At 72.5% G+C, this 19,053-nt stretch carries 14 protein-coding genes and 2 pseudogenes; 7 read left to right on the top strand and 9 right to left on the bottom strand.

Features of this window, described 5'->3' with window-relative positions; genetic code table 11:
* Nucleotides 1–49 precede the first annotated feature (49 nt).
* The gene (locus ACZ3IG_RS08820) at nucleotides 50–1,648 is read right to left on the bottom strand and encodes a glycoside hydrolase family 15 protein (protein WP_467430247.1); all 1,599 of its coding nucleotides are present in this window, start codon (nucleotides 1,646–1,648) and stop codon (nucleotides 50–52) included.
* Nucleotides 1,649–2,535: 887 nt separating this feature from the next.
* On the opposite strand from ACZ3IG_RS08820, the pseudogene ACZ3IG_RS08815 reads away from it, so the two are divergent.
* Nucleotides 2,536–2,892, top strand: a pseudogene (locus ACZ3IG_RS08815) (Tat pathway signal protein); the annotation flags it as partial.
* Here ACZ3IG_RS08815 and ACZ3IG_RS08810 read toward each other — a convergent pair.
* Nucleotides 2,857–2,931, bottom strand: a pseudogene (locus ACZ3IG_RS08810) (tyrosine-type recombinase/integrase); the annotation flags it as partial. The pseudogenes ACZ3IG_RS08815 and ACZ3IG_RS08810 sit on opposite strands and share 36 nt — an antisense overlap.
* 522 nt (nucleotides 2,932–3,453) lie before the next feature.
* On the opposite strand from ACZ3IG_RS08810, the gene ACZ3IG_RS08805 reads away from it, so the two are divergent.
* Nucleotides 3,454–4,119: a helix-turn-helix transcriptional regulator gene (locus ACZ3IG_RS08805; protein ID WP_467430244.1), complete on the top strand. Its 666-nt coding sequence runs from the start codon at nucleotides 3,454–3,456 to the stop codon at nucleotides 4,117–4,119.
* An 11-nt stretch (nucleotides 4,120–4,130) separates the two neighbouring features.
* Nucleotides 4,131–5,405 carry an MFS transporter gene (locus ACZ3IG_RS08800; protein WP_467430241.1) on the top strand — a complete coding sequence of 425 codons (1,275 nt, stop codon included), beginning with the start codon at nucleotides 4,131–4,133 and terminating at the stop codon, nucleotides 5,403–5,405.
* Here ACZ3IG_RS08800 and ACZ3IG_RS08795 read toward each other — a convergent pair.
* From ACZ3IG_RS08795 to hppD, 7 genes are all read right to left on the bottom strand, one after another.
* A complete protein-coding gene (locus ACZ3IG_RS08795; RefSeq protein ID WP_467430239.1) occupies nucleotides 5,389–6,282 on the bottom strand; it encodes a TIGR01777 family oxidoreductase in 894 nt (297 codons plus the stop codon). The two genes, ACZ3IG_RS08800 and ACZ3IG_RS08795, sit on opposite strands and share 17 nt — an antisense overlap.
* 20 nt (nucleotides 6,283–6,302) lie before the next feature.
* A complete protein-coding gene (locus ACZ3IG_RS08790) occupies nucleotides 6,303–7,562 on the bottom strand; it encodes a cysteate synthase (RefSeq protein WP_467430237.1) in 1,260 nt (419 codons plus the stop codon).
* An 8-nt stretch (nucleotides 7,563–7,570) separates the two neighbouring features.
* Nucleotides 7,571–8,227 (bottom strand): hypothetical protein, encoded by a 657-nt coding sequence (locus ACZ3IG_RS08785; RefSeq protein WP_467430235.1) that lies wholly within the window; start codon nucleotides 8,225–8,227, stop codon nucleotides 7,571–7,573.
* Complete coding sequence (locus ACZ3IG_RS08780) at nucleotides 8,224–9,093, bottom strand: ATP-binding cassette domain-containing protein (RefSeq protein WP_467430234.1); 870 nt, start codon at nucleotides 9,091–9,093, stop codon at nucleotides 8,224–8,226. The genes ACZ3IG_RS08785 and ACZ3IG_RS08780 overlap by 4 nt, the downstream gene beginning before the upstream one ends.
* Before the next feature lie 77 nt (nucleotides 9,094–9,170).
* Nucleotides 9,171–10,496, bottom strand: a complete 1,326-nt coding sequence (locus ACZ3IG_RS08775) for an aminotransferase-like domain-containing protein (protein ID WP_467430232.1) — start codon at nucleotides 10,494–10,496, stop codon at nucleotides 9,171–9,173.
* Complete coding sequence (locus ACZ3IG_RS08770) at nucleotides 10,493–11,587, bottom strand: alpha-hydroxy acid oxidase (RefSeq protein WP_467430229.1); 1,095 nt, start codon at nucleotides 11,585–11,587, stop codon at nucleotides 10,493–10,495. The genes ACZ3IG_RS08775 and ACZ3IG_RS08770 overlap by 4 nt, the downstream gene beginning before the upstream one ends.
* A 5-nt stretch (nucleotides 11,588–11,592) precedes the next feature.
* A complete protein-coding gene (gene hppD / locus ACZ3IG_RS08765) occupies nucleotides 11,593–12,723 on the bottom strand; it encodes a 4-hydroxyphenylpyruvate dioxygenase (protein ID WP_467430227.1) in 1,131 nt (376 codons plus the stop codon).
* 171 nt (nucleotides 12,724–12,894) lie between these two features.
* Here hppD and panD point away from each other — a divergent pair, with 171 nt between their 5' ends.
* From panD to ACZ3IG_RS08745, 4 genes are read left to right on the top strand one after another with little or no spacing between them, the layout of a single operon-like run.
* A complete protein-coding gene (panD, locus tag ACZ3IG_RS08760) occupies nucleotides 12,895–13,362 on the top strand; it encodes an aspartate 1-decarboxylase (RefSeq protein ID WP_467430225.1) in 468 nt (155 codons plus the stop codon).
* A gap of 51 nt (nucleotides 13,363–13,413) precedes the next feature.
* Entirely contained in the window at nucleotides 13,414–14,643 is a 1,230-nt protein-coding gene (locus ACZ3IG_RS08755) for a cytochrome P450 (protein ID WP_467430224.1), read from the top strand.
* Nucleotides 14,643–15,809, top strand: a complete 1,167-nt coding sequence (locus ACZ3IG_RS08750; protein ID WP_467430222.1) for a nucleotide disphospho-sugar-binding domain-containing protein — start codon at nucleotides 14,643–14,645, stop codon at nucleotides 15,807–15,809. The genes ACZ3IG_RS08755 and ACZ3IG_RS08750 overlap by 1 nt, the downstream gene beginning before the upstream one ends.
* 57 nt (nucleotides 15,810–15,866) lie before the next feature.
* Nucleotides 15,867–19,049, top strand: coding sequence for an amino acid adenylation domain-containing protein (locus tag ACZ3IG_RS08745; protein ID WP_467430221.1), 3,183 nt, complete (start codon nucleotides 15,867–15,869; stop codon nucleotides 19,047–19,049).
* Nucleotides 19,050–19,053: the final 4 nt, after the last annotated feature.

Raw genomic sequence — 19,053 nt, 5'->3', positions numbered from 1 at the left:
CGAAGGGCGGGGCTGGGCCTGACCGGACGGCGGTGAGGCCGGCTGGTTCTCACGCGCTCCACGGCGTGAGAACCAGCCGGCGGGCCTGGACCGAGTCGGGCCGGACGGTGTGCGTCGGGCGGCAGGACGGCCCCGCCGACGCGGACCCGCGCGGAAGCCGAAGAAAGAGCCCGCCCAGGGCGAGCGCGACCACCGCCAGGACGAAGCCGTTCCCGCCGGTCACCCGGTCGGCGTCGTCCTTGAGGCCGGCCCAGAAGCCCTGTTCCGGAGGGGTGGTCGAACCACCCAGCCAGAGGGAACCGCCCTCGGCGGTCACCTGGCGTTCGGCGGAGGCCGGCGCGGACTCGGCGAGTCGCGGGTACCGCTCGCGCATCTCCGCCGCCTCAACAGCGGACAGATTCACCTGCGTGGGGTCCGCGCCGCCGTACGAGTACCGGGTGACGCGCGTGACTCGACCGTCGGTCGTCTCGCGGGTGACGTCGAACTCCTTGTGACGGTAGGAGTGGACGTAGTCGTCGAAGACGTCCACGGGACGCCGACCCCCCTCAAGTGGGGATCCGCCCGGTTCCTTGCTGTCGATCACGGCGCCGAAGGACGTCCGGTGGCCCTGCTGGTGCCACTCCCCGATCCACTGGGCGATGATCCGCGCCATGAACGCCCGGCGTAGGGGGACGTACTCCGGTGCGGTGTTGACCGCCTTCACGTCGGGCCACGGACGGCCGGAAGCGATTGCAGGCGCCGAGTCCTCACCCGGGACGGAGGAGACCTGGGGCGAGAGCCGGTGCAGGAGCTGGGCCGGGGCCGCCGGGGCCGCCACGGTCAAGGAGGCGTCCCGCAACCAGGTGTAGCGGTAGTCCCAGTTCCGTCCGCCGCCGATCTCCTCGGGCAGCGATGTGGTCGGTGCCGCGACCATTCCGCCGCTCGCCAGGTGCGTCAGCGCCTTCAGCGTGACCAGCGACCGCACGACGGACTCACGGCGCGATCCGCCGTAGGCGCACTGCCGCACCCAGTCCCGCCAGAACTCACGCGTCTCAGACAGGACGACGTCCGGGTCCGGGACCTCCGGCGCGGTTGCGTGCGACGGAGCCCAGCTCAGTACGAACGCCACTGTCTGCCCGGCGGCCACGGTGAACGAGCTGACGACCGCGCCGTCCTTCTCCCTCTGCTCCACGGAAGTGTCCAGCCACAGAGCGTCCTCGCCGGCCACCGCAGCCATCCGTCCGCTCGTCTCGAAGATCCACGGACTGACACGGCCATAACCCGGCCGCAGACGCATGCACGAGACCATCGGCACCACGCCGTCCACGCCTTCGACAATCCGGCGGACGCGCGGCGCCTCGCCATCCGGCGGCATGAAATCGGTAACCCGCACGACGCCCGTAGCGGCGTGCCACACCGACTCCAGGATCAGCGAGTGCTCCAGATACCGCCGCTCCGCGACGGACCGAAGACCTCCAGGAGGAACGGCGGAGGCCGGCGCTAACTGCCAAGTGCCGTGCTGCTGCGTGCCGAGCAGGCCGGCCAGAACCGCTGGTGAATCGAAGCGAGGCAGACACAACCAGTCGATCGACCCGTCGTCGCAGACGTGGGCGCTCGTCTGCATGTCGCCGATCAGGCCGTACTGCTCGATACGCGGAAGGCGCTTCATCGTGTGAATCTCCGTAGGTCCCCGGAATCCGGGGCCAGTTTCTGGGTCACTGCAGCGGCTGGGAACGGCTGTGAGGGGACGCTCGGCAGCTACCAAAGCCGAGGGACGCCTACTCAAGCCTCGGCGCGAAAGCCGCCCCATAAGGGCTGGGTGGCTGGCCGCGCGAATCGAGAGTCAGCGCCATCGAAAGTGCCCTGGTCGTAGTCACGTCCGGGGCACAGACGCGGCCAGGACCAAGCAGGCGAGGGCAAGAACGAAGACCGAGCCACGCAGCACGTTGATCGGCGGCTTCCGCCAACGCCGTTGCCGTGACGGCTTGGCGGGGACGGCGCCGTAGGTTTGCACAGCAGCGAGCAGTTCCTGGGTTGCCTCGGCCAGCCTGACCAGATGAACCCGGCTGGGCATGTAGCCCTCGGGGAGGTCGCCCGAACCGAGCTGCTGCGCACGGAGCAGGCCGGCTCCTGGGAAGGCGTCAGGGTCGCGAGCTGGCTGACGTGCCCTCGCAGCCGCAGCACGAGGTCCTCTACATCAGCGGCAGAATCGGGCAACGGCGCGTCTTGGCCCAGCACGAGCGTCACCGTCTCCGCCGCGCAGGCCGACCGGTCCCGTCGCAGGCTCAGCCCGCCCATAGCGTGGCGTGTCCCGTCCTGCTCGCCGCGTTGGCAGGACGTCCGGTCAGGGGCCAGCGAGAGACGCATGACACAACTCCTGTATCGATCAAGCAAAATCAAGCGGGCAACGCCGTGCAACGCAGTCGGTTGACGTGCAAGGTGAGTGATCCGCCCGCTACGTTGAGCGAACCGCGAATCCCCGCCTGGCGGTATGCCTGGGAGGTCAGCAAGGCCGTCAAAGGCGTCAAAGATCATTTCGAAACAAGGGGGCAGTCCATGGCCCGTGAGCGAAACGTCGCCCTTGCCGCACTTCTGCGCGAAGCGGGCTGGTCCCAGCCCCAAGCAGCCGCCGCAGTCGCACGTGTTGCCGCGGAGAGTGGCGCACGCGAACTGGAGGCCATCTCCCGCTCGCACATCGCCATGTGGATCCAGGGCACGAAACCCAGCGGACGAGCGCCTCATATCCTGCGTGAGACGCTGTCCCGCAGGCTCGGCCGCCGCCTCACCCTCGCCGATCTCGGGCTGGAGGACGGGTCGACAGGCTCGACCGACAGTAGTTCTGACTGGAGCGTCGCCCCTCCACTGCGCGTGGTGACGCGATCCGTGGCCGGCGATCCTGCGGAGGACATGCACGGGGACTCCGGCGTCGGCGAACCTGGTCGGACCGGTGTGGGGTGGTGCCGCGGCCGACCGCCCGGCCCGGCCTCCGCGGTTCAGCGCGCACGCGCCGGACACCGTGGCCCCCGCGGTCGATCCGGTCGCGCCTGACCCGGCCGCGCGGGCTCTCCGGGCTCACCCCGGATCCCGCGCGATCACCGTGATCGTCTTGCCGGGGGAGCGGGCCGACGCGATCGTGTCCCGTTTGGGCTCCTCCGGATACCGCTTCTGAAGCCGCAGGTCACGGCCGGTTCCCCGGATGCGTGAAACCGGCCCTGAGTGTTGCCCGGGACCGGGTGGGGGTCGACGTCGAGCGCCCGGGAGGGTAAAAAACAAAGCGCGATTGTTCCAATCATGTGAAGTTTCTTACGCATTTCAGGGATGCTGCTGTCGTCGGACGACAGTAGGCGGGGGCCAATGAACGGGGTACACGTTGCGGGGGAAGCCGACGGGAACGGGGACGCCGCGACCGGCTGTCCGTCCGACAGGGGCGAGGCGGGACCGGGCCGCGGCGGGCCGGCGCCGCACGCGATAGCGGTGGTCGAGCCGAACGAGGTGATCCGCTTTGGACTGCTGGCGATGCTCTGGGCGATGGAGTCCGTCTCACAGGTCATCACCGTGACGCAGGTGGGCGACCCCTGTGACACCCTGGCGGCCGGCCACGCCGACACCGTGCTGGTCTCCAGCGACCTGCCGGAGGACGACCTGGAGCGGATCCGGGCGTGGGCGGCCGGCGCGGGAAGCGCGGTGCTCCTCCTGCTGCACGACGCCCTCGACCCGCGGCTGGCCCGGCTCGTCCAGCGCTTTCCCGAGGGCATCGTGCCGTTACAGGGGCTGACGTCCGAACGGCTCGGCAGCGCCCTGCGCCTCCACCGGGGCGCCGGGGCGGCGACTCCTCCGCCCGCGGGGGCAGCGGTCCCCGCGTCCAGGCGCCTCACCCGGCGCGCGCACCGCTCCGCCGAGGGGCGCCTGTCCTCCCTGTGGCACCGCAACCCGCTGACCCAGCGGGAGATCGACGTCCTGGGGCTGCTGTCGCAGGGGTTGAGCAACAAGCAGATAGCACCGCGGATCGGCATCTCCGAACACGGGGTGAAACGCCACATCAGCAACATCCTCGCGAAGCTGAACTGCTCGAACCGGACCGAGGCCGTGTCGTACGCGCTTCAGCAGGACTTCCTCGGCGCGAGCCGGGTCATGGACTGAGCGGGGCCGCGATGCCGGGACGGACGGGCCTGACCGCCGAGGGCGTCGGCGACGCCGAGGGGCAGCGGACGGGGCGGCGGGACTTCCGGTGGTACTGGGCCGGCCAGAGCGTGAGCGTCGTCGGCGACCAGGTCGCCGCCTTCGTGCTGCCCACCATCGCGATCACCGCGTTCGGTGCCTCGTCGCTGGAGGTCGGTGTCCTCAACATGCTCAACACCGGCGCCTACAGCCTGCTCGGGCTGTTCGTCGGGGTGCTCATGGACCGCCGGCGCAGGCGGCCCGTGATGGTCGCCTCCGACGTGGTGCGCGGGCTCGCGTTCGGCGCCGTGCCCCTGCTCACCCTCAGCGGGGGCAGCCACCTGGGCATGCTCTACGCGGTCGCCGTGGTCGCCGGGGTCTGTGCCGTCTTCTTCAACGTGGCGAGCCAGTCACACCTGCCGACGCTCGTGGGACCGGGCTTCCTCGGTACCGCCAACGCGCGCATGGAGATCTCCAACACCCTGGCCCTGGTACTCGGGCCCGCCCTCGGAGGCTGGCTGGTGCAGTGGTGGGGCGGCCCGACCGCGCTGGCCGTGAACGCGCTGTCCTTCTGCTTCTCGGTGGCCGGGATCCTCGTGATCAGGACACCGGAGCCGCCGCCGGGCGCCAAGAGCCGGAACTCGCTCTGGCAGGACCTGCGAGAGGGCGTGCGGGTGCTGTGGCACCACGAGGTGCTCCGCCGCACGACCCTGGCGTCGGCGGCGCGGAACTTCGGCAACACGGCCGTCAACACCGTCCTGCTGCTCTTCGCCTACCGGGCCCTGGGACTGTCCGCGGGCGTCGCCGGGATCCTGTTCGCGTCCGGCACCGTGGCGGCGGTGCTCGGGGCGTGGCTGACGGTGCCGATGCGGCGGCGGGCCGGCACCGGGCGGGCACTGCTGGGGGCCAACGCGGCCGCCGCCGTCTGGGTGTTCGCCCCGCTGGCACTGGTACTGCCCGCGCTGCCGACACTGCTCGTGATGCGGGTCGTGTCGTCGTTCTCGCTCCCGCTGTGGAACTCGACCGTCGTGACCCTCCGTCAGGAAGCGGTCCCGGCGGGGCTGCTCGGACGGGTGAGCGCGACAGCGGGAACGCTCAACTTCTCGGCCATCCCGTTCGGCGCGCTGCTCGGCGGTCTGGCCGCCGAGGGCCTGTCGGCCGCGCTCGGTACCCAAGACGGGCTCGCGCTCACGCTCACGGTGTCCGGGCTGGCAGCCGGCAGCGGCACCCTGGCCCTGCTGCGCCGGACCGTCAGGTCCCTGCCCTGAACAGCGCCGCGACCGCGCCATCGAGGTCCGGGTGGCGGAAGCCGAACCCCGCGGCGGTGAGGACCGACGGAACCGCGCGCCGCCCGGCGAAGAAGGCGTCCGCGTACTCACCGAGCGCGGTCCTCAGCACCGGGCGTGGCAGGCTCCAGGGCACCGGGCGGCGGAGGGCCCGGCCCAGCGCGGCGGCGAACTCGCGCTGAACGGCGGCTCCGGGCGCCGTGACGTTGACCGGCCCGGCGACCGACTCGTTCTCCAGGACGAACCGCACCGCGGCGACCGCGTCGTCCTCGGTCACCCACGACAGACAGTGGTCGCCCCGCCCGAAGCGGAAGCCCAGGAACGCCCGGAACGCCGGTGTCATGACCTTGATGATGCCGCTGTCCGCCGCGAGCACCGTCCCCAGCCGCAGCAGCACGACGCGGGTGCCGGAGCCCTCGGCCTCTCTCGCGGCGGCCTCCCAGTCGCGGCACAGCTCCGCGTGGAAACCGGTTCCGCTCCCGGCGCTCTCGTCGACGGCGACGGTGCCGGTGTCCCCGTAGTAGGCGGTCTCCGATCCGCTCAGGAACACCGGCACACCCGATGCGGCGACGGCCGAGGCCAGGGTGCGGGCGGCCACCACACGGCTGTCGTGGATCTTCCGCTTCCGCGCCGCGTCCCAGCGTTCGCCGGCCAGGCCGGTGCTGTAGAGATTCACGACCGCGTCGTAGCCGTCGAGGGTCCCGGGGGCGATGCGTCCGTAGGAAGGGTCCCAGCCGATCTCGTCCGCGGCGTGGGCCCGGCCCCGTACCAGCCGGGACACGTCGTGGCCGGCCGTCCTCAGGTCCCCGACAACGGCTGAACCGAGCGCGCCGGCGGCTCCGGCAACAGCGATCTTCACAGTTCCTCCAGGGGGTCGCGTCACGCCGGGAACGCGTCGGCGACGCTCTTCGCGGCGATCTCGAGCAGGGCGGGGTCACGGATCTCGACGACGCCGACCGAGAGGTCCGGCCGCACCGGCACGGTCCCGGACCCGGCGCACAGGCGGCGCCGGCCGCCGCCGGTGATGTTGAGCAGCACCATGTCGTCCGTGCCGATGCGCCCGGCGCGGACGGCCTTGGCCAGACCCGCCAGCGCCACCCCGGCCGCGGGCTCGATGTCGACGCCCTCCGTCTGTTCGAACAGGGCCATGGCATGCCGGGCCTCGTCGCCCCGCGCGACGACCACCGTTCCGCCGCTCTCGACCAGCGCCTCCCGTACGCCGCCGCGCACGGCGAAAGGAGGCCGGCCGTTCGTCAGTTCCGGGGCGACGACGGGTCCGGCGGGCGCCGGGGTCCGCAGGCCGTGCCAGGCGTCGTGCAGGGGTGCGTAAGGGGCGTTCTGGCACAGGAGGAGCCGGGGCAGCGGGTCGGGGCAGCCGTGCTCGCGCAGGCGTCCGGCCGCCTCGTGCGCGGCCACCGCTCCCGCGCCGCTGCCCACCGCCTGGACGTAGTGGGTGGGCAGCCGTCCCGACGCCTCGAAGACCGACAGCAGACAGGTCGCCAGGCCGTCACGCCGCCCGACGTTGCGTATCCCGCCCTCCGGCCGGAAACCGTCCAGGGCACCCACCGCCTCGGCCAGGGCGATCGCGTCGTCGTACGTCCCGCCCTCGACCACGACCAGCCCCACGCCGTCGGCCCGTCCGGCCGTGGCGGACACCGCCCCCACGGCGTACGAGGGAACGACGATCAGACACCTCGCCCCCTCCCGGACACACGCGGCGGCGAAGGCGGCGGCGGTGTTGCCCGCGGAGGCGAGCACCAGCACCGGCGGATCGTCCGGGAGGCGGCCCAGGACCACGCCTGCCTCCAGGTCCTTGAACGTGCCGGTCGGCAGCAGCGCGCCGCGCTCGGGCCAGTGGCCGCTGAAGGAGATCCACAGGTCCGACAGCCCGAGAACACGGCCGAGTTCCTCGGCCCGGCAGGCGACCGGCCCCGGCGAACCGGGTATCGAGCGGACCACCGGCAGCCAGGCGAAGCGGAAGACACTGCCGGCCGGCGCGGGATGCCGCGCGTGCAGACCCGACGCCTGGTACACGGTGCGCAGCAGCGAGGGCTCATGGGGCGCATCGCACGCGAGCCGCAGCCCGTCGTCGTCGTACTCGGTGCCGCACGCGCAACACACCAGGCGATACGCCCTCATGTTTCCCCTCAGTCCCGTCGGGTGGCGAAGTACTGCGTCACCGCCGTGGCCGCGGCCAGTACGGCAAGGCCGGCCACGCCGTAGCCGGCGAACGGCAGCACCAGGTCGGCCGGCCTGCGGTCGCCGGCCATCGAGCGCAGCATCGGATGGACCGGCGGTACCGGCTTGGCGAGGATCACCGCGAGCACCAGCCCGAGCCCGGCCACCACCGAGAAGCCCGGCCGGCCGATCACCAGCCGTGAGCACAGCAGCCCCAGCCCGATGCCGACGCCGGCACAGATCAGCTGTGCGGCGGCGCCGAGCGCCACCGCCTGCCAGGTGACGGTGTGCGAGCCGGAGACGACCGGATAGACCAGGCCGATCAAGGTCATGCCGACGCAGAACGTGGCGGAGGCGGCGACGGCGGCGACGAGCACGTCGCGCGAACGGCGCGCGTTCACCACGACCATGGCCCGTCCGACGGGCTCCTCCACGTTGACCACCGCGGCGGCGATCCAGGTCGTGCAGGCCAGCACGGACCCGGCGGAGGCCTGGTACACCTCCAGCAGCGGGCCGCTGTCGCTGCTGGTGAGAATGGCGAGCAGGGCGAGGAAGAACACCATGGGCGGCACATAACGCTGGGAGTGCAGCACGGTGGCCATGGTGTAGCGGTACAGGGCGGTCATCGGGTCACCCGCCCGTCCGCCGGGGCGGGGACGACGACGTCGTGCCGGAGCGCGTCGACGGACCAGCCGGCGTGGAGCGCCGTGAGCAGCAGCGTGTCGCAGTGGCCGCGCAGCACCCTCACCCGGACACCGCGTTCCCCTTCGGGGGTCACCGACCGCACGCCCTCCGCCCCCGTCAGGGCGTCGACGAGCGCGGCGGGCGGGGGGCCCGGCGCGCGCAGCACGACCTCCGACATCGGGGCCCGGGGATCCGCCGCGGCCGGCGGCACGGCCGACGCCTCGCCGAGCCGTCCCGCCTCGATGCGGTAGACCTCGGTCGCCACGGACCGGGTCACGGCCTCCCGGTGGTCGGTGAAGACCACGGTCCCGCCGCCGGAGGCGACCTCCGTGATGACCGACGCCAGCACGCCGTGCGTCGAGGCGTCCAGGCCCGACCACGGCTCGTCGAGGATCAGCAACCGCGGTGGCACCAGCAGGGCCTGCGCCACGGCGACCTTCTGCGCGTTGCCCTTGGACAGGTCACGGATCGGCGTCTCGAATCCGCCCACCAGATCCAGGCGGGCCAGGAGTTCGGTGCCCCGGGACACGGCACGCCCGCTCGGCAGCCCCTTGATGCGTCCCATGTGCGCGAGGTAGGAACGGGCCGACAGCCGGGTGCCCGCCGGAAAGCGGTCCGGTACGTAGCCGATGACCCCCGGATCACCGGAGCGGGTGCCGGAGGTCGGCCGTGAGACACCGGCCAGGATCCGCAGCAGCGTCGACTTGCCCGAGCCGTTGCCGCCGGTGACGGCCTGGACGGCACCCGGCGACGTCCGGAAGTCGACGTCGACGAGCACCGGACGGCCGCGCCGGTAGCGTTTGCTCACTGCCCTCAGGGTCAACACCTGCCTGAATCCTCCCTCTTCGCCCGCGACCCGCGTCGCGCGTCGAGCCATTGTCCGGCTCACCGAAGGAGTGTGTCCGTGTCGCGAGGTCGCGCGTCACCTCTTCGGGTGACCGAGGCCGCCAGGGCGGCGAAGCGGCCCAGTCCCTCGTCGATCTGTTCGGGGGTGAGGGCGCTGAACGACAGGCGGATCGCACACCGGGCGGCCGCGCCCGTGGCGAAGTGCCGCATGGGCGTCCACAGGACGCCGAACTCACGGGCGGACCGCTCCAGCAGGGAGTCGTCCGCCTCGAACGGCACCGACAGCATGAGGAAGAAGCCGCCGCGCGGGCGGTTCCAGCCGATGCCCGAGGGGCCGTCGGCCGGGAAGCGGCGGGCCAGGCCTTCCAGAAGACGCGTCAGGTTGCGCCGGTAGACGGCGATCTCCGGCCGGTTGGCCTTCACCAGACTGCAGCCGTGGGCCAGGAGCTTGCCCGCGATCACCGCCTGGGCGATCGGAGAGGTGTTGACGGTCAGCATGCTCTTGACCTTGGCGAGCTGGTCGGCGAGCAGGCCGCCACCGGCCACCGGCTGATCGGCGACCACGTAGCCCACGCGGGCCCCGGGCATGCCGGTCTTGGCGAAGGAACCGAGGTAGACGACGCGCCGTCCCGAGTCGATCGCCTTGAGCGTCGGCGGCCGCTCGTCGTCGGCCGAGAAGAGCCCGTACGGATTGTCCTCCAGGATCAGGAAGTCCTCGGCGGCGGCCAGGTCGAGCAGCGCCCGGCGGTCGGCGGGGGAGAGGCTGACACCGGAGGGGTTGGAGTGGTCGGCCACGACGTAGCAGGCGCGCGGACGGCGGCCCTCGGCCCTCAGCCGCCGTACCGTCCCGGCCAGCGCGGGCAGGTCGATCCCGGCCGGGCCGCCGTCCACGCCGACCACCGGCATGTCGGCCAGTCGCGCGGCGCCGACGATGCCCACGTAGGCCGGGGTCACCGTGAGCAGGACGTCCCGGTCGTCGGCCCGCAGCGCCCGCAGGACGAGGAACATCGCCTCCTGGCACCCCACGGTGACGACGACGGACTCCGGCTCGGCGTGGATCCCCTCGTCGATCTCCAGATGCCTGGTGACCAGGTCGTCGATGACGCCCTTGGTGCGCCCGTACTGGAACAGGACCCGGCACACCTGCTCGGGGGTGAACCCCCGCTCCACGAGCAGGTACTGCTCGAAGCGGTGCAGGTAGTCGTGGATGAGCGCGGTGTCGAAGAACCCCTCGTAGGGCCGTCCCGGTGCGAACGAGACGGCGTCCGGGTAGTCATTGGCGATCTCGTTCAGGAAGTTCATCGAGTCCAGGGCCGGGTCGGCCAAGGACGCGTGCAGATCCGCCACGGCGACTGTCGCCCTCACACCGGTCGCCTCCATGTCGCCAGTTCCCGGGCCGCGGCCGGGTCGGGGCATCCCGCCAGGCCCAGGGCGTCGGTGAACTCCCGCCGCAGCAACGTCAGTACGCGGTACACACCGGCCTCGCCCCCGACGGCCAGGCCCCACAGCACCGGGCGGCCGACCAGTACGGCGTCGGCGCCGCAGGCCAGGGCCCGCAGGACGTCGGTCCCGGAACGCACTCCGCTGTCGAACAGGACCGTCCCGCGCCCGCCGACGGCCTCGCACACCGCGCCCAGCGCGTCGGCGGTGGGGATCGCGCCGTCGAGCTGGCGGCCACCGTGGTTGGAGACGACGACGCCGTCCGCGCCGGCCTCGACGGCCCGTACGGCGTCGTCGGGCGCGAGCACACCCTTCACGATCAACGGGAGCGATGTCGCACGGCGCAGCTCGGTCAGGTCGGCCCAGGTGAACGGCGCGAAGGCGGCCCGGGTGTGCTCGGCCACCGCCGAGGCGTGCGGAACCCTGCTGCGGGCGTCCGGTGCCCCGTCCTCGTCCCCCAGCAGGGGGGCCCTGACATGGGACGGGAGGCTGAAGCTGTTGCGGATGTCCCGGGGCCGCCGCGCCATCCACGGCACGTCGACCGTGACCATCAGCGCCGCGCACCCGGCGTCCTCCGCCCGGCGGACGAGCGCGCGGGTCCGCTGCCGGTCCCGCAGCGGATAGAGCTGGAACCAGACCGTTCCGCCGGCCTCGGTGACCTGCTCCAGCGGCGTGCTGCTCATGGTGGACACGGTCAGGGGGACACCGGCGCGCCTGGCGGCACGCGCGGTGGCCGGCTCACCGTCCGGGTGGACGAGCCGGTGGTAGGCGAGGGGTGCGACGGCGGCCGGTACCGACGCGTGGAACCCGAACAGCTCGCACCGCGTATGACGCTCCGACAGGTCGCGCAGCACGCGCGGGACGAGTGCGATGCGGTCCAGCGCGGCGCGGTTCGCGGCCAGGGTGGTCTCGTCGCCGCTGCCGCCGGCGATGAAGTCCCAGATGTCCCCGGCCAGCCGCTCCCGGGCCGCGGGTTCGAGATCCGCGACGCTGGCCGCGTCCGTTGTCGGTGCCATCGGCGCTAGTTCCCCGAGCTCCCGAGTTCGACCGCCTCGTACAGGGCCTTGATGTTGTTGGAGCCGAAGAGCCGGGCGCCCGCCCGCTCGATCACCTCGTAGAACAGGGTGCGGCGGGGATGGTTCGAGCGGGTGAAGATCTGGAACAGTTCCCCGCCTTGGTCCTCGTCGACCAGGATGTTCAGCTCCCGCAGCTCATCGACGCCGTGGGTGCCGGGCAGGATCCGGTCCGGCAGCAGGTCGTAGTACGCGCCCGGGGTCGAGAGGAAGTCGACGCCGCGGCGCTGCATCGAAGCGACGGTCCGGACTATGTCGTCGGTGGCGAAGGCCACGTGCTGGATGCCCGCGCCGCCGTGGTTCTTCAGGAACTCGTCGATCTGCCCGGCCTCCAGCTCCGGGTCCGGCTCCAGGATCGTGAAGGTCACGGTGGACGAGGCGCTCTGCACCACCTTGGACTCCATCGCCTGGGAACCAACGGTGATCCGCTCCTCGAAGGTCTGCCGGAAGCCGAGGGCGGACTCGTACAGGGCGATCGTCCGGTCCAGGGTCCCGGCCGGCACGCAGACCGCGAAGTGGTCCACCACGTCGAGGTGCAGGGCGTCCCCGGGGCGCCGAGGCGTCCTTGCCGGTGCCGGTGCCGGTGCCGGTGCCGGTGCCGGTGCCTGTGCCACGGGCGCCGGCGCGGGGGTGAACCCCGGCGGCGGACCGCCCCGCCCGGTGAGGGACGTCTGCACCAGGGTGTGGGTGACATCGCCGAGCATCCGGATCGTCGCGGTGAACAGGCCGTCCGCGCCGGCCCGCGGCTCCGCCACCGGCGTCGCGCCCGCCGCCACCGCGGCCGCGAAGACGCCGGGTACGTCGGCGGTGCGCATCGCGATGTCGGCCACGCCGTCACCGTGGGAGAGGACGTACAAGGAGGCGGGGTGCTCGTCGGCCAGGCCCTGGGTGAGCACGAGGGTGGAGCTGCCCTGCGTCAGTGCCACGCTTGAAAAGCCCTGTGCGGACGAGCCGGCCGTGCCGACGACCTCGAAGCCGTACAGCTCCACGAAGGCGTCGCGCTCGGCTTCCAGGTCGTCCACGTACAACTCGACATACGCGAGATCCAGGTCCTCGCCCGCGGTCACGTGAGTGCTCATTGCTCTCCGTCTCTACGCCAGAACGATCGCCCGACTATCCCAAGCGGGGACGGCCGGGCACAGCGTCGACCGGGGTGCCCGATCGGTGTACCCGATCGGCGCTGCCCGCGTTGATCCACCGCCCGTAGCGTGCCCAGGCGATCCAGACCACGTCACGGGGAGGCCGTCCGGATGGCCGCGACGCCAGTCACCTTCAGGGACATGCTGAAGTCCAAGATCCACCGAGCCACGGTCACCCAGTCCGACCTGCACTACGTCGGCTCGATCACCATCGACGCCGCGCTGATGGAGGCGGCCGACCTGCTGCCCGGGGAGAAGGTCGACGTCGTCGACATCGACAACGGCAACCGGTTCTCCACCTACGTCATCACCGGGGAACGGGACAGCGGCGTGATCGGGGTCAACGGCGCGGCGGCCCGTCTCGTGGCCCCCGGCGACCTCGTGATCGTCATCTCCTACTCGGCCGTGGCCGAGGAGATCGCGCGCTCGTTCCAGCCGCGCATCGTCTTCGTCGACGCCGGCAACCGGATCGACGCCGTGGGCGCCGATCCGGCCGGTGCCCCGGACGGATCGGGCCTGGTACGCGGCGACACGGTCGTCGCCCGATCCGCGCGCGGCGGTCCCGCCACGCGCACCTGAACGTCAGTCACCGACCGGACGCGTCCTCGCGTCGCCGGGGAGGAACCCGCCATGGACTTCGAAGCCCTGACCAAGCTGCCCGCCGACGCACGGATCAAGGAGCTGTTCGCCTACTTCGAGGGCCGCCGTGCCCACGAGGCGGCCGGAGCGAGCAGCCAGCCCGACGTCTGGGAGGTTTTCCGCTACGACGAGGCGATGGCGGTCCTCTCGGACCACGAGACCTTCAGCAGCGACAAGACGGCGCTGATCCCGGAGGACCAGAAGAGGCTGGCACAGGCCGCCCGCGGCAACTTCATCGGGGTCGACCCGCCGCTGCACACGAAGATGCGCGGCCTGGTCAACAAGGCCTTCACCCCGGGCGTCATCACCCGCCTCGAACCGCGTATCCGGGTACTCTCCGACAACCTGCTGGACACGGTCTTCGACGAGGCCGGCCCCGGTGACGAGGTCCGGTTCGACCTCGCCCAGGACTTCGCCAGCCAGCTGAGCGCCGCGGTGATCGCCGAGCTGTTCGGCATCCCCGAGGCCGACCACAAGGTGTTCTGGACCTGGTCCGACGGCCTGATCGGCTCACGGCCCTTCGGTGAGCTGGGCACGGTCGACGAGGCCGCGATGCGCAGGATCGGCGAACTGCTCACCGAGGCCAGTGACTACCTGATGGCACACATCGCCGACCGACGCGCCAACCCCCGCGACGACCTGAGCTCGACGCTGGCCCGTGTCGAGGTCGAGGGCAGGCGACTGGCCGACGACGAGATCTTCGGCGTCATCGCCATGTTCCTGATCGCGGGTCACATGTCGACCTCCCTGATGGTCGGCAACACCGTGACGTGCCTGCTGGAACACCCCGAGGCGATGGCGGAGGTGCGCGCGGACCCCGGTCTGCTGCCGCCGGCCGTCGAGGAGGTGCTGCGCTGGCGTCCGGCGCTCGTCCGAGACCAGCGGGTGGCCACCGTGGACACCGTGCTGGGCGGTACGGAGATCCCGGCCGGCGGGAACGTCTGCGTCTGGCTGGCCTCCGCCAACCGTGACGAGCGGGTCTTCACCGACGGGGCACGGTTCGACATCCACCGCGACCCCAATCCGCACCGCGCGTTCGGCAAGGGCATCCACTTCTGCCTCGGCGCGCCGCTGGCCCGGCTGGAGAGCCGGATCGCGGTCGAGGGCGTCCTCAGCCGCACCCGGGACATCGCGGTTCTCGACGGCACCGTCCTGCACCCCTCGGTCGGCCTCATCGGCCCGGTCCGGCTCCCGGTCGCCTGCCGTGCGGCGGACCGCTGATGCGCGTCCTGTCGACGGCCGCGCCCGGAGCCGGGCTGTTCCTGCCCACCGTGCCCCTGGCCTGGGCCCTGCGGGCCGCGGGACACGAGGTCCTCGTGATGAACACCGGAGGCACGTCACGGTCGGTGGCCGCCGGCGGTTTCTGGACCGTGGACGCGGCCCCGGGGACCGATGTGCACGCCGACTTCCTGGCGGCGAGTCAGGCCGTCCTGGCCGCCCCCGGCGGGCAGCGGCCCCGGCGCAGCGGCATGGGCATGTTCGGCGAGGCGATGGCCGACGGCCTGCTGCGGGCCGCCGAGGCCTTCCGGCCGGACCTGGTGGTGTCCACCCTCGAACAGGGAGCCGGCGAACTGGTCGCGACCCGGCTGGGCATCCCGTACGTCGAACAGAGCGTCCGGCTCGCCTGGGCCAGCCCCGACGAGCAGGCGGTGACGTACCGGAGAGCCGTCGCGGAGTACCTGCTGCCCACCCGTGAACGCCTGGGCATCGGCGAGCCCTGGCGGGAACCGGCCGCTGTGCTGGACATCAGACCCGCCGGCCTGGGCGGACGCGACACCGGCACCGAGTGGCCGCTGCGCTACGTCCCCTACAACGAGGGCCGTGTCCTGCCGGACTGGGTACTGGCCGCCCCCGGCAGGCCGCGGGTCTGCGTCACGATGGGCAGCGTCCTCGGCAACCTCCCGGCCGGTTCGGAGCTCAAGCAGCTCTACGTCGCGGTGGTCCGGGAGATCCTCGTCGAACTCGCCGGACTGGGCGTCGAGGTCGTCGTGGCGATGGGGGAGAGCGACCTGGAGGGGATCGGCGAGCTGCCGGAGGCCGTCCGCGTCGTCGGCTGGATGCCGCTCGGCGCGCTGCTGCCGGCCTGCTCGGCCGTCGTCCACCACGCCGGGGCCGGCACCTCCATGACGAGCCTCGCCCTCGGCGTGCCGCAGGTCGTCCTGCCGCAGACCGCCGACCAGCCCGCCAACGCCCGGGTGCTGGCCGCCCGTGGGGTCGCGGCCCTGGTGCCCCCGGACCGGATCAGCGCGGCCGAGGTGCGGGAGAACCTGACCCGGGTGCTCGACGAGCCGGCCTTCCGGACCGCGGCCCACGAGGTCCGGGAGGAGATACGGGCCATGCCCAGCCCCGCCGAGGTCGTCGACCGCCTCGCCTCCCTCGTCGCCTGATCACCGGCCGTTTCCGTCGTACCCGATCCGCTCAGCGTCCACCGAAGGTGAGATGAGATGACCCGCACGACGACTCCGCTTCCCGTATCAGGGGCCCAGGCCGGCATGTGGTTCGCCCAGCGGCTGGACCGGGCGAACCCGATCTTCTCCGGCTGCCAGTACCTCGACATCACCGGCCCGGTCGACCCGGACCTGCTGCGGGCGGCCGTGGCGCGGGCGGTCGAGGAGAGCGAGGCCGTCCACGTCCGCTTCGTGGAGACGGCGGACGGCCCGATGCAGGTCCCGGCGGAGCGCGAGTGGTCGATGCCCGTGGTGGACGTCAGTGGCGAGACCGATCCGCAGGCCGCGGCCGAGGCCGTGATGCGGGAGGAGATGGCCCGGCCCGTCGACCTGGAGAAGGACCCCCTCTACTCCTGCCTGCTGTTCCGCGCCGCGGACGACCACTGGTTCTGGTTCAACCGCGCCCACCACATCGTCTGCGACGGCTACTCCTCCTCGCTGGTCGCCGGCCGGGTCGCGGACATCTACAGCGCCATGGCCGCCGGGGAGCCGTTCCAGGACACCGCCCTCGGCCCGGCCGCGAGCCTGCTGGACGCGGACGCCGAATACCGCGCCTCGGACCGGTTCGCGGCCGACCGCGCCTTCTGGACGGAGCGGATGGCCGGAGCCGGCGAGGTGCAGGGACTCGCGGACACCACGGCGCTGCCCGCGCACACCTTCCTGCGCGTGACCGCGGAGATCGGTGCCGACGTCCTGGACCGGCTGCAGAAGCTCACGCGTGGCGTGCGCACCACCCACTCGGTGGCGATCTGCGCGGCGATGGCGGTGTACCTGGGCCGGATGCGCGGGACCCGGGAGGTCGTCATCGGCCTGCCGGTCGCCGCCCGTTTCGGGGCCGTCCAGAAGCGCACGGTCGGCATGGCGGCGAACGTGGTGCCACTGCGGCTGGACATCGACCCCGACCTGGGCGTGGGTGCCTTCCTGCGACGCACCGCCGACGAGATCAAACAGGCGCTGGCGCACCAGCGCTACCGCTTCGAGGACCTGCGGCGCGACCTGAGGCTGGCCGGCGGACAGCGGCTGTACGGGCCTTCGGTCGACGTCCTGCGCTTCCAGGACGACCTGACGTTCGGGCAGGCCCGCTCGACCGTCAACATCCTGTCGAACGGTCCCGTCGAGGACTTCAACCTCGCGGTCTACAGCGGTGCCGGCGTCCCGGGGCTGCGCGTGTGTCTCGACGCGAACCCGCGGCTGTACGACACGCCGGTGCTCGAAGCCCACCGCGACCGCCTGGCGGTGCTGCTGACGGAACTCTCGAAGGCCGGCCCCGACACACCGGTCGGCGCACTGGACTTCCTGCTGCCGGACGAGCGTACGAACCTGCTCGGCGGCTGGTACGGGCCCGAGCGGGCGATCCCGGACGCCGACATCTCGGAACTCGTCGAAGCACAGGCCGACCGCGCTCCCCGGGCCGTCGCGGTGCTCCACGACGGCGAGTCACTCAGCTACGCCGGCCTCGACGCCCGCGCGAACCGGCTGGCCCGCAGGCTCGTCGAGGCGGGGGCGGGCCCCGAGCGGTTCGTGGCCCTGGCCCTGCCGCGCGGCCCCGACATGCTCGTCGCCCTGCTCGCCGTCCTCAAGAGCGGCGCGGCGTACGTACCGCTGGACGTGACCTATCCGGCCGAGCGGATCGCGTACATGCTCGAACTGTCGGACCCCGTGCTGACCATCGCCACCCGGGACACCGAGCCCGTGCTGGGGGCGGCGCCGCGGACCACCCGGCTGCTCCTGGACGATCCCGAGGCGGCGCGGGACCTCGCGGCCCGTCCCGCCGGACGCCTCACCGACGCCGACCGGACCACGCCCCTGCGTCCGGACAACCCGGCCTACGCCGTCTTCACCTCGGGCTCCACCGGACGCCCCAAGGGCGTCGTCGTCTCGCGGCGCAGCATGGTGAACCTCATCGGCTGGGCCGTCGAGGCCCTCGGTGCCGACACCCTGGCCCACACGCTCGCGGCGACCTCGCTCAGCTTCGACCCGTCGACGCTGGAGATCTTCGCGCCACTGCTGGCCGGCGGCTGCGTCGAAGTGCTGTCGGGACCGCTGGCCCTCGGCGGGCGGGTGCTGTCCGGCGGATACGCCGGCTCGGTGCCGTCCGTGATGTCGACCCTGCTGAGCGGGCCCGGTGTCGGCCTCGACGCCAAGACGATCGGCTTCACGGGCGAGGCGCTGACCGAGTCCCTGGTGGCCCGGGTCCGGCAGGCCGTGCCGGGCTGCCGGATCGCGAACCTCTACGGCCCGACCGAGGTCACCGTCTACGCGACCGCGTGGTTCTCCGGCGGCGCCGACGGCGAGGAGGCGGGCGCGCCACCGGTCGGCAGGCCCCTGCCGAACACCAGGGTCCACCTTCTCGACGACCGGCTGCGGCCGGTGCCGGTCGGCGCGGTCGGCGAGATCTACGTCGAGGGCGCCGGCCTGGCCCGCGGCTACCTGGGACGCCCGGACCTGACCGCCGACCGCTTCGTCGCCAGCCCCTTCGGCGGCCCCGGCGCCAGGATGTACCGCACCGGCGACCTGGGCCGGTGGACCCGCGACGGTGTGGTGGAACACCTCGGGCGGGCCGACGACCAGGTCAAGGTCAGAGGGCTGCGCGTGGAGCCCGGCGAGGTGCAGACCGTGCTCGGCCGGCTGCCCGGCGTCCGGCACGCGGTCGTCCTGGCCCGCGGCGACTCCGCCGACGTCAAGCAGCTGGTCGCCTATGTGGTCCCCGACGAGGGGGCCGTCCCGCGGTGGCCCGAACTCGCGGCCCGCCTCGGCGCCGAACTCCCGCCCTACATGGTCCCCTCGGCGGGCGTCGTCCTCGACCGGCTGCCGCTCAACCCCAACGGCAAGCTGGACCGCCGCGCCCTGCCGGACCCCGGCCCCGCCCCCGAGGCAGCCGGCCGAGGCCCACGGACCGAGGCCGAGGCGGCCTTCTGCGCCATCGCCGCCGACCTGCTGGGCCTGCCGGAGGTCGGCATCGACGACGACTTCTTCGCCCTCGGCGCCAACTCGCTGACCGCGGTCAAGCTGATCAGCCGCGTACGTTCCGCGCTCGGCGTCGACCTGGACCTGCGCGCGCTGTTCGACGCCCAGACGATCGCACGGCTGTTTGACGAGCATGTCGCCGCCGCGCTCGGGGCGGCTGCCGCCGAACCGCCCCGCCCCGCCCTGGTGCCCCGCGCCCGACGAGTCTCCTAGGAGC

It is taken from the genome of Streptomyces sp. NPDC016677 (assembly GCF_055562815.1).
This window is presented reverse-complemented; position numbering and strand designations above follow the sequence as displayed.

Coding starts and splice junctions, on each gene's coding strand:
- ACZ3IG_RS08745 (WP_467430221.1), top strand. CDS start 15,867: ATGACCCGCACGACGACTCCGCTTCCCGTATCAGGGGCCCAGGCCGGC.
- ACZ3IG_RS08790 (WP_467430237.1), bottom strand. CDS start 7,562: ATGAGGGCGTATCGCCTGGTGTGTTGCGCGTGCGGCACCGAGTACGAC.
- ACZ3IG_RS08755 (WP_467430224.1), top strand. CDS start 13,414: ATGGACTTCGAAGCCCTGACCAAGCTGCCCGCCGACGCACGGATCAAG.
- ACZ3IG_RS08750 (WP_467430222.1), top strand. CDS start 14,643: ATGCGCGTCCTGTCGACGGCCGCGCCCGGAGCCGGGCTGTTCCTGCCC.
- ACZ3IG_RS08800 (WP_467430241.1), top strand. CDS start 4,131: ATGCCGGGACGGACGGGCCTGACCGCCGAGGGCGTCGGCGACGCCGAG.
- panD (WP_467430225.1), top strand. CDS start 12,895: ATGGCCGCGACGCCAGTCACCTTCAGGGACATGCTGAAGTCCAAGATC.
- ACZ3IG_RS08770 (WP_467430229.1), bottom strand. CDS start 11,587: ATGGCACCGACAACGGACGCGGCCAGCGTCGCGGATCTCGAACCCGCG.
- ACZ3IG_RS08785 (WP_467430235.1), bottom strand. CDS start 8,227: ATGACCGCCCTGTACCGCTACACCATGGCCACCGTGCTGCACTCCCAG.
- ACZ3IG_RS08820 (WP_467430247.1), bottom strand. CDS start 1,648: ATGAAGCGCCTTCCGCGTATCGAGCAGTACGGCCTGATCGGCGACATG.
- hppD (WP_467430227.1), bottom strand. CDS start 12,723: ATGAGCACTCACGTGACCGCGGGCGAGGACCTGGATCTCGCGTATGTC.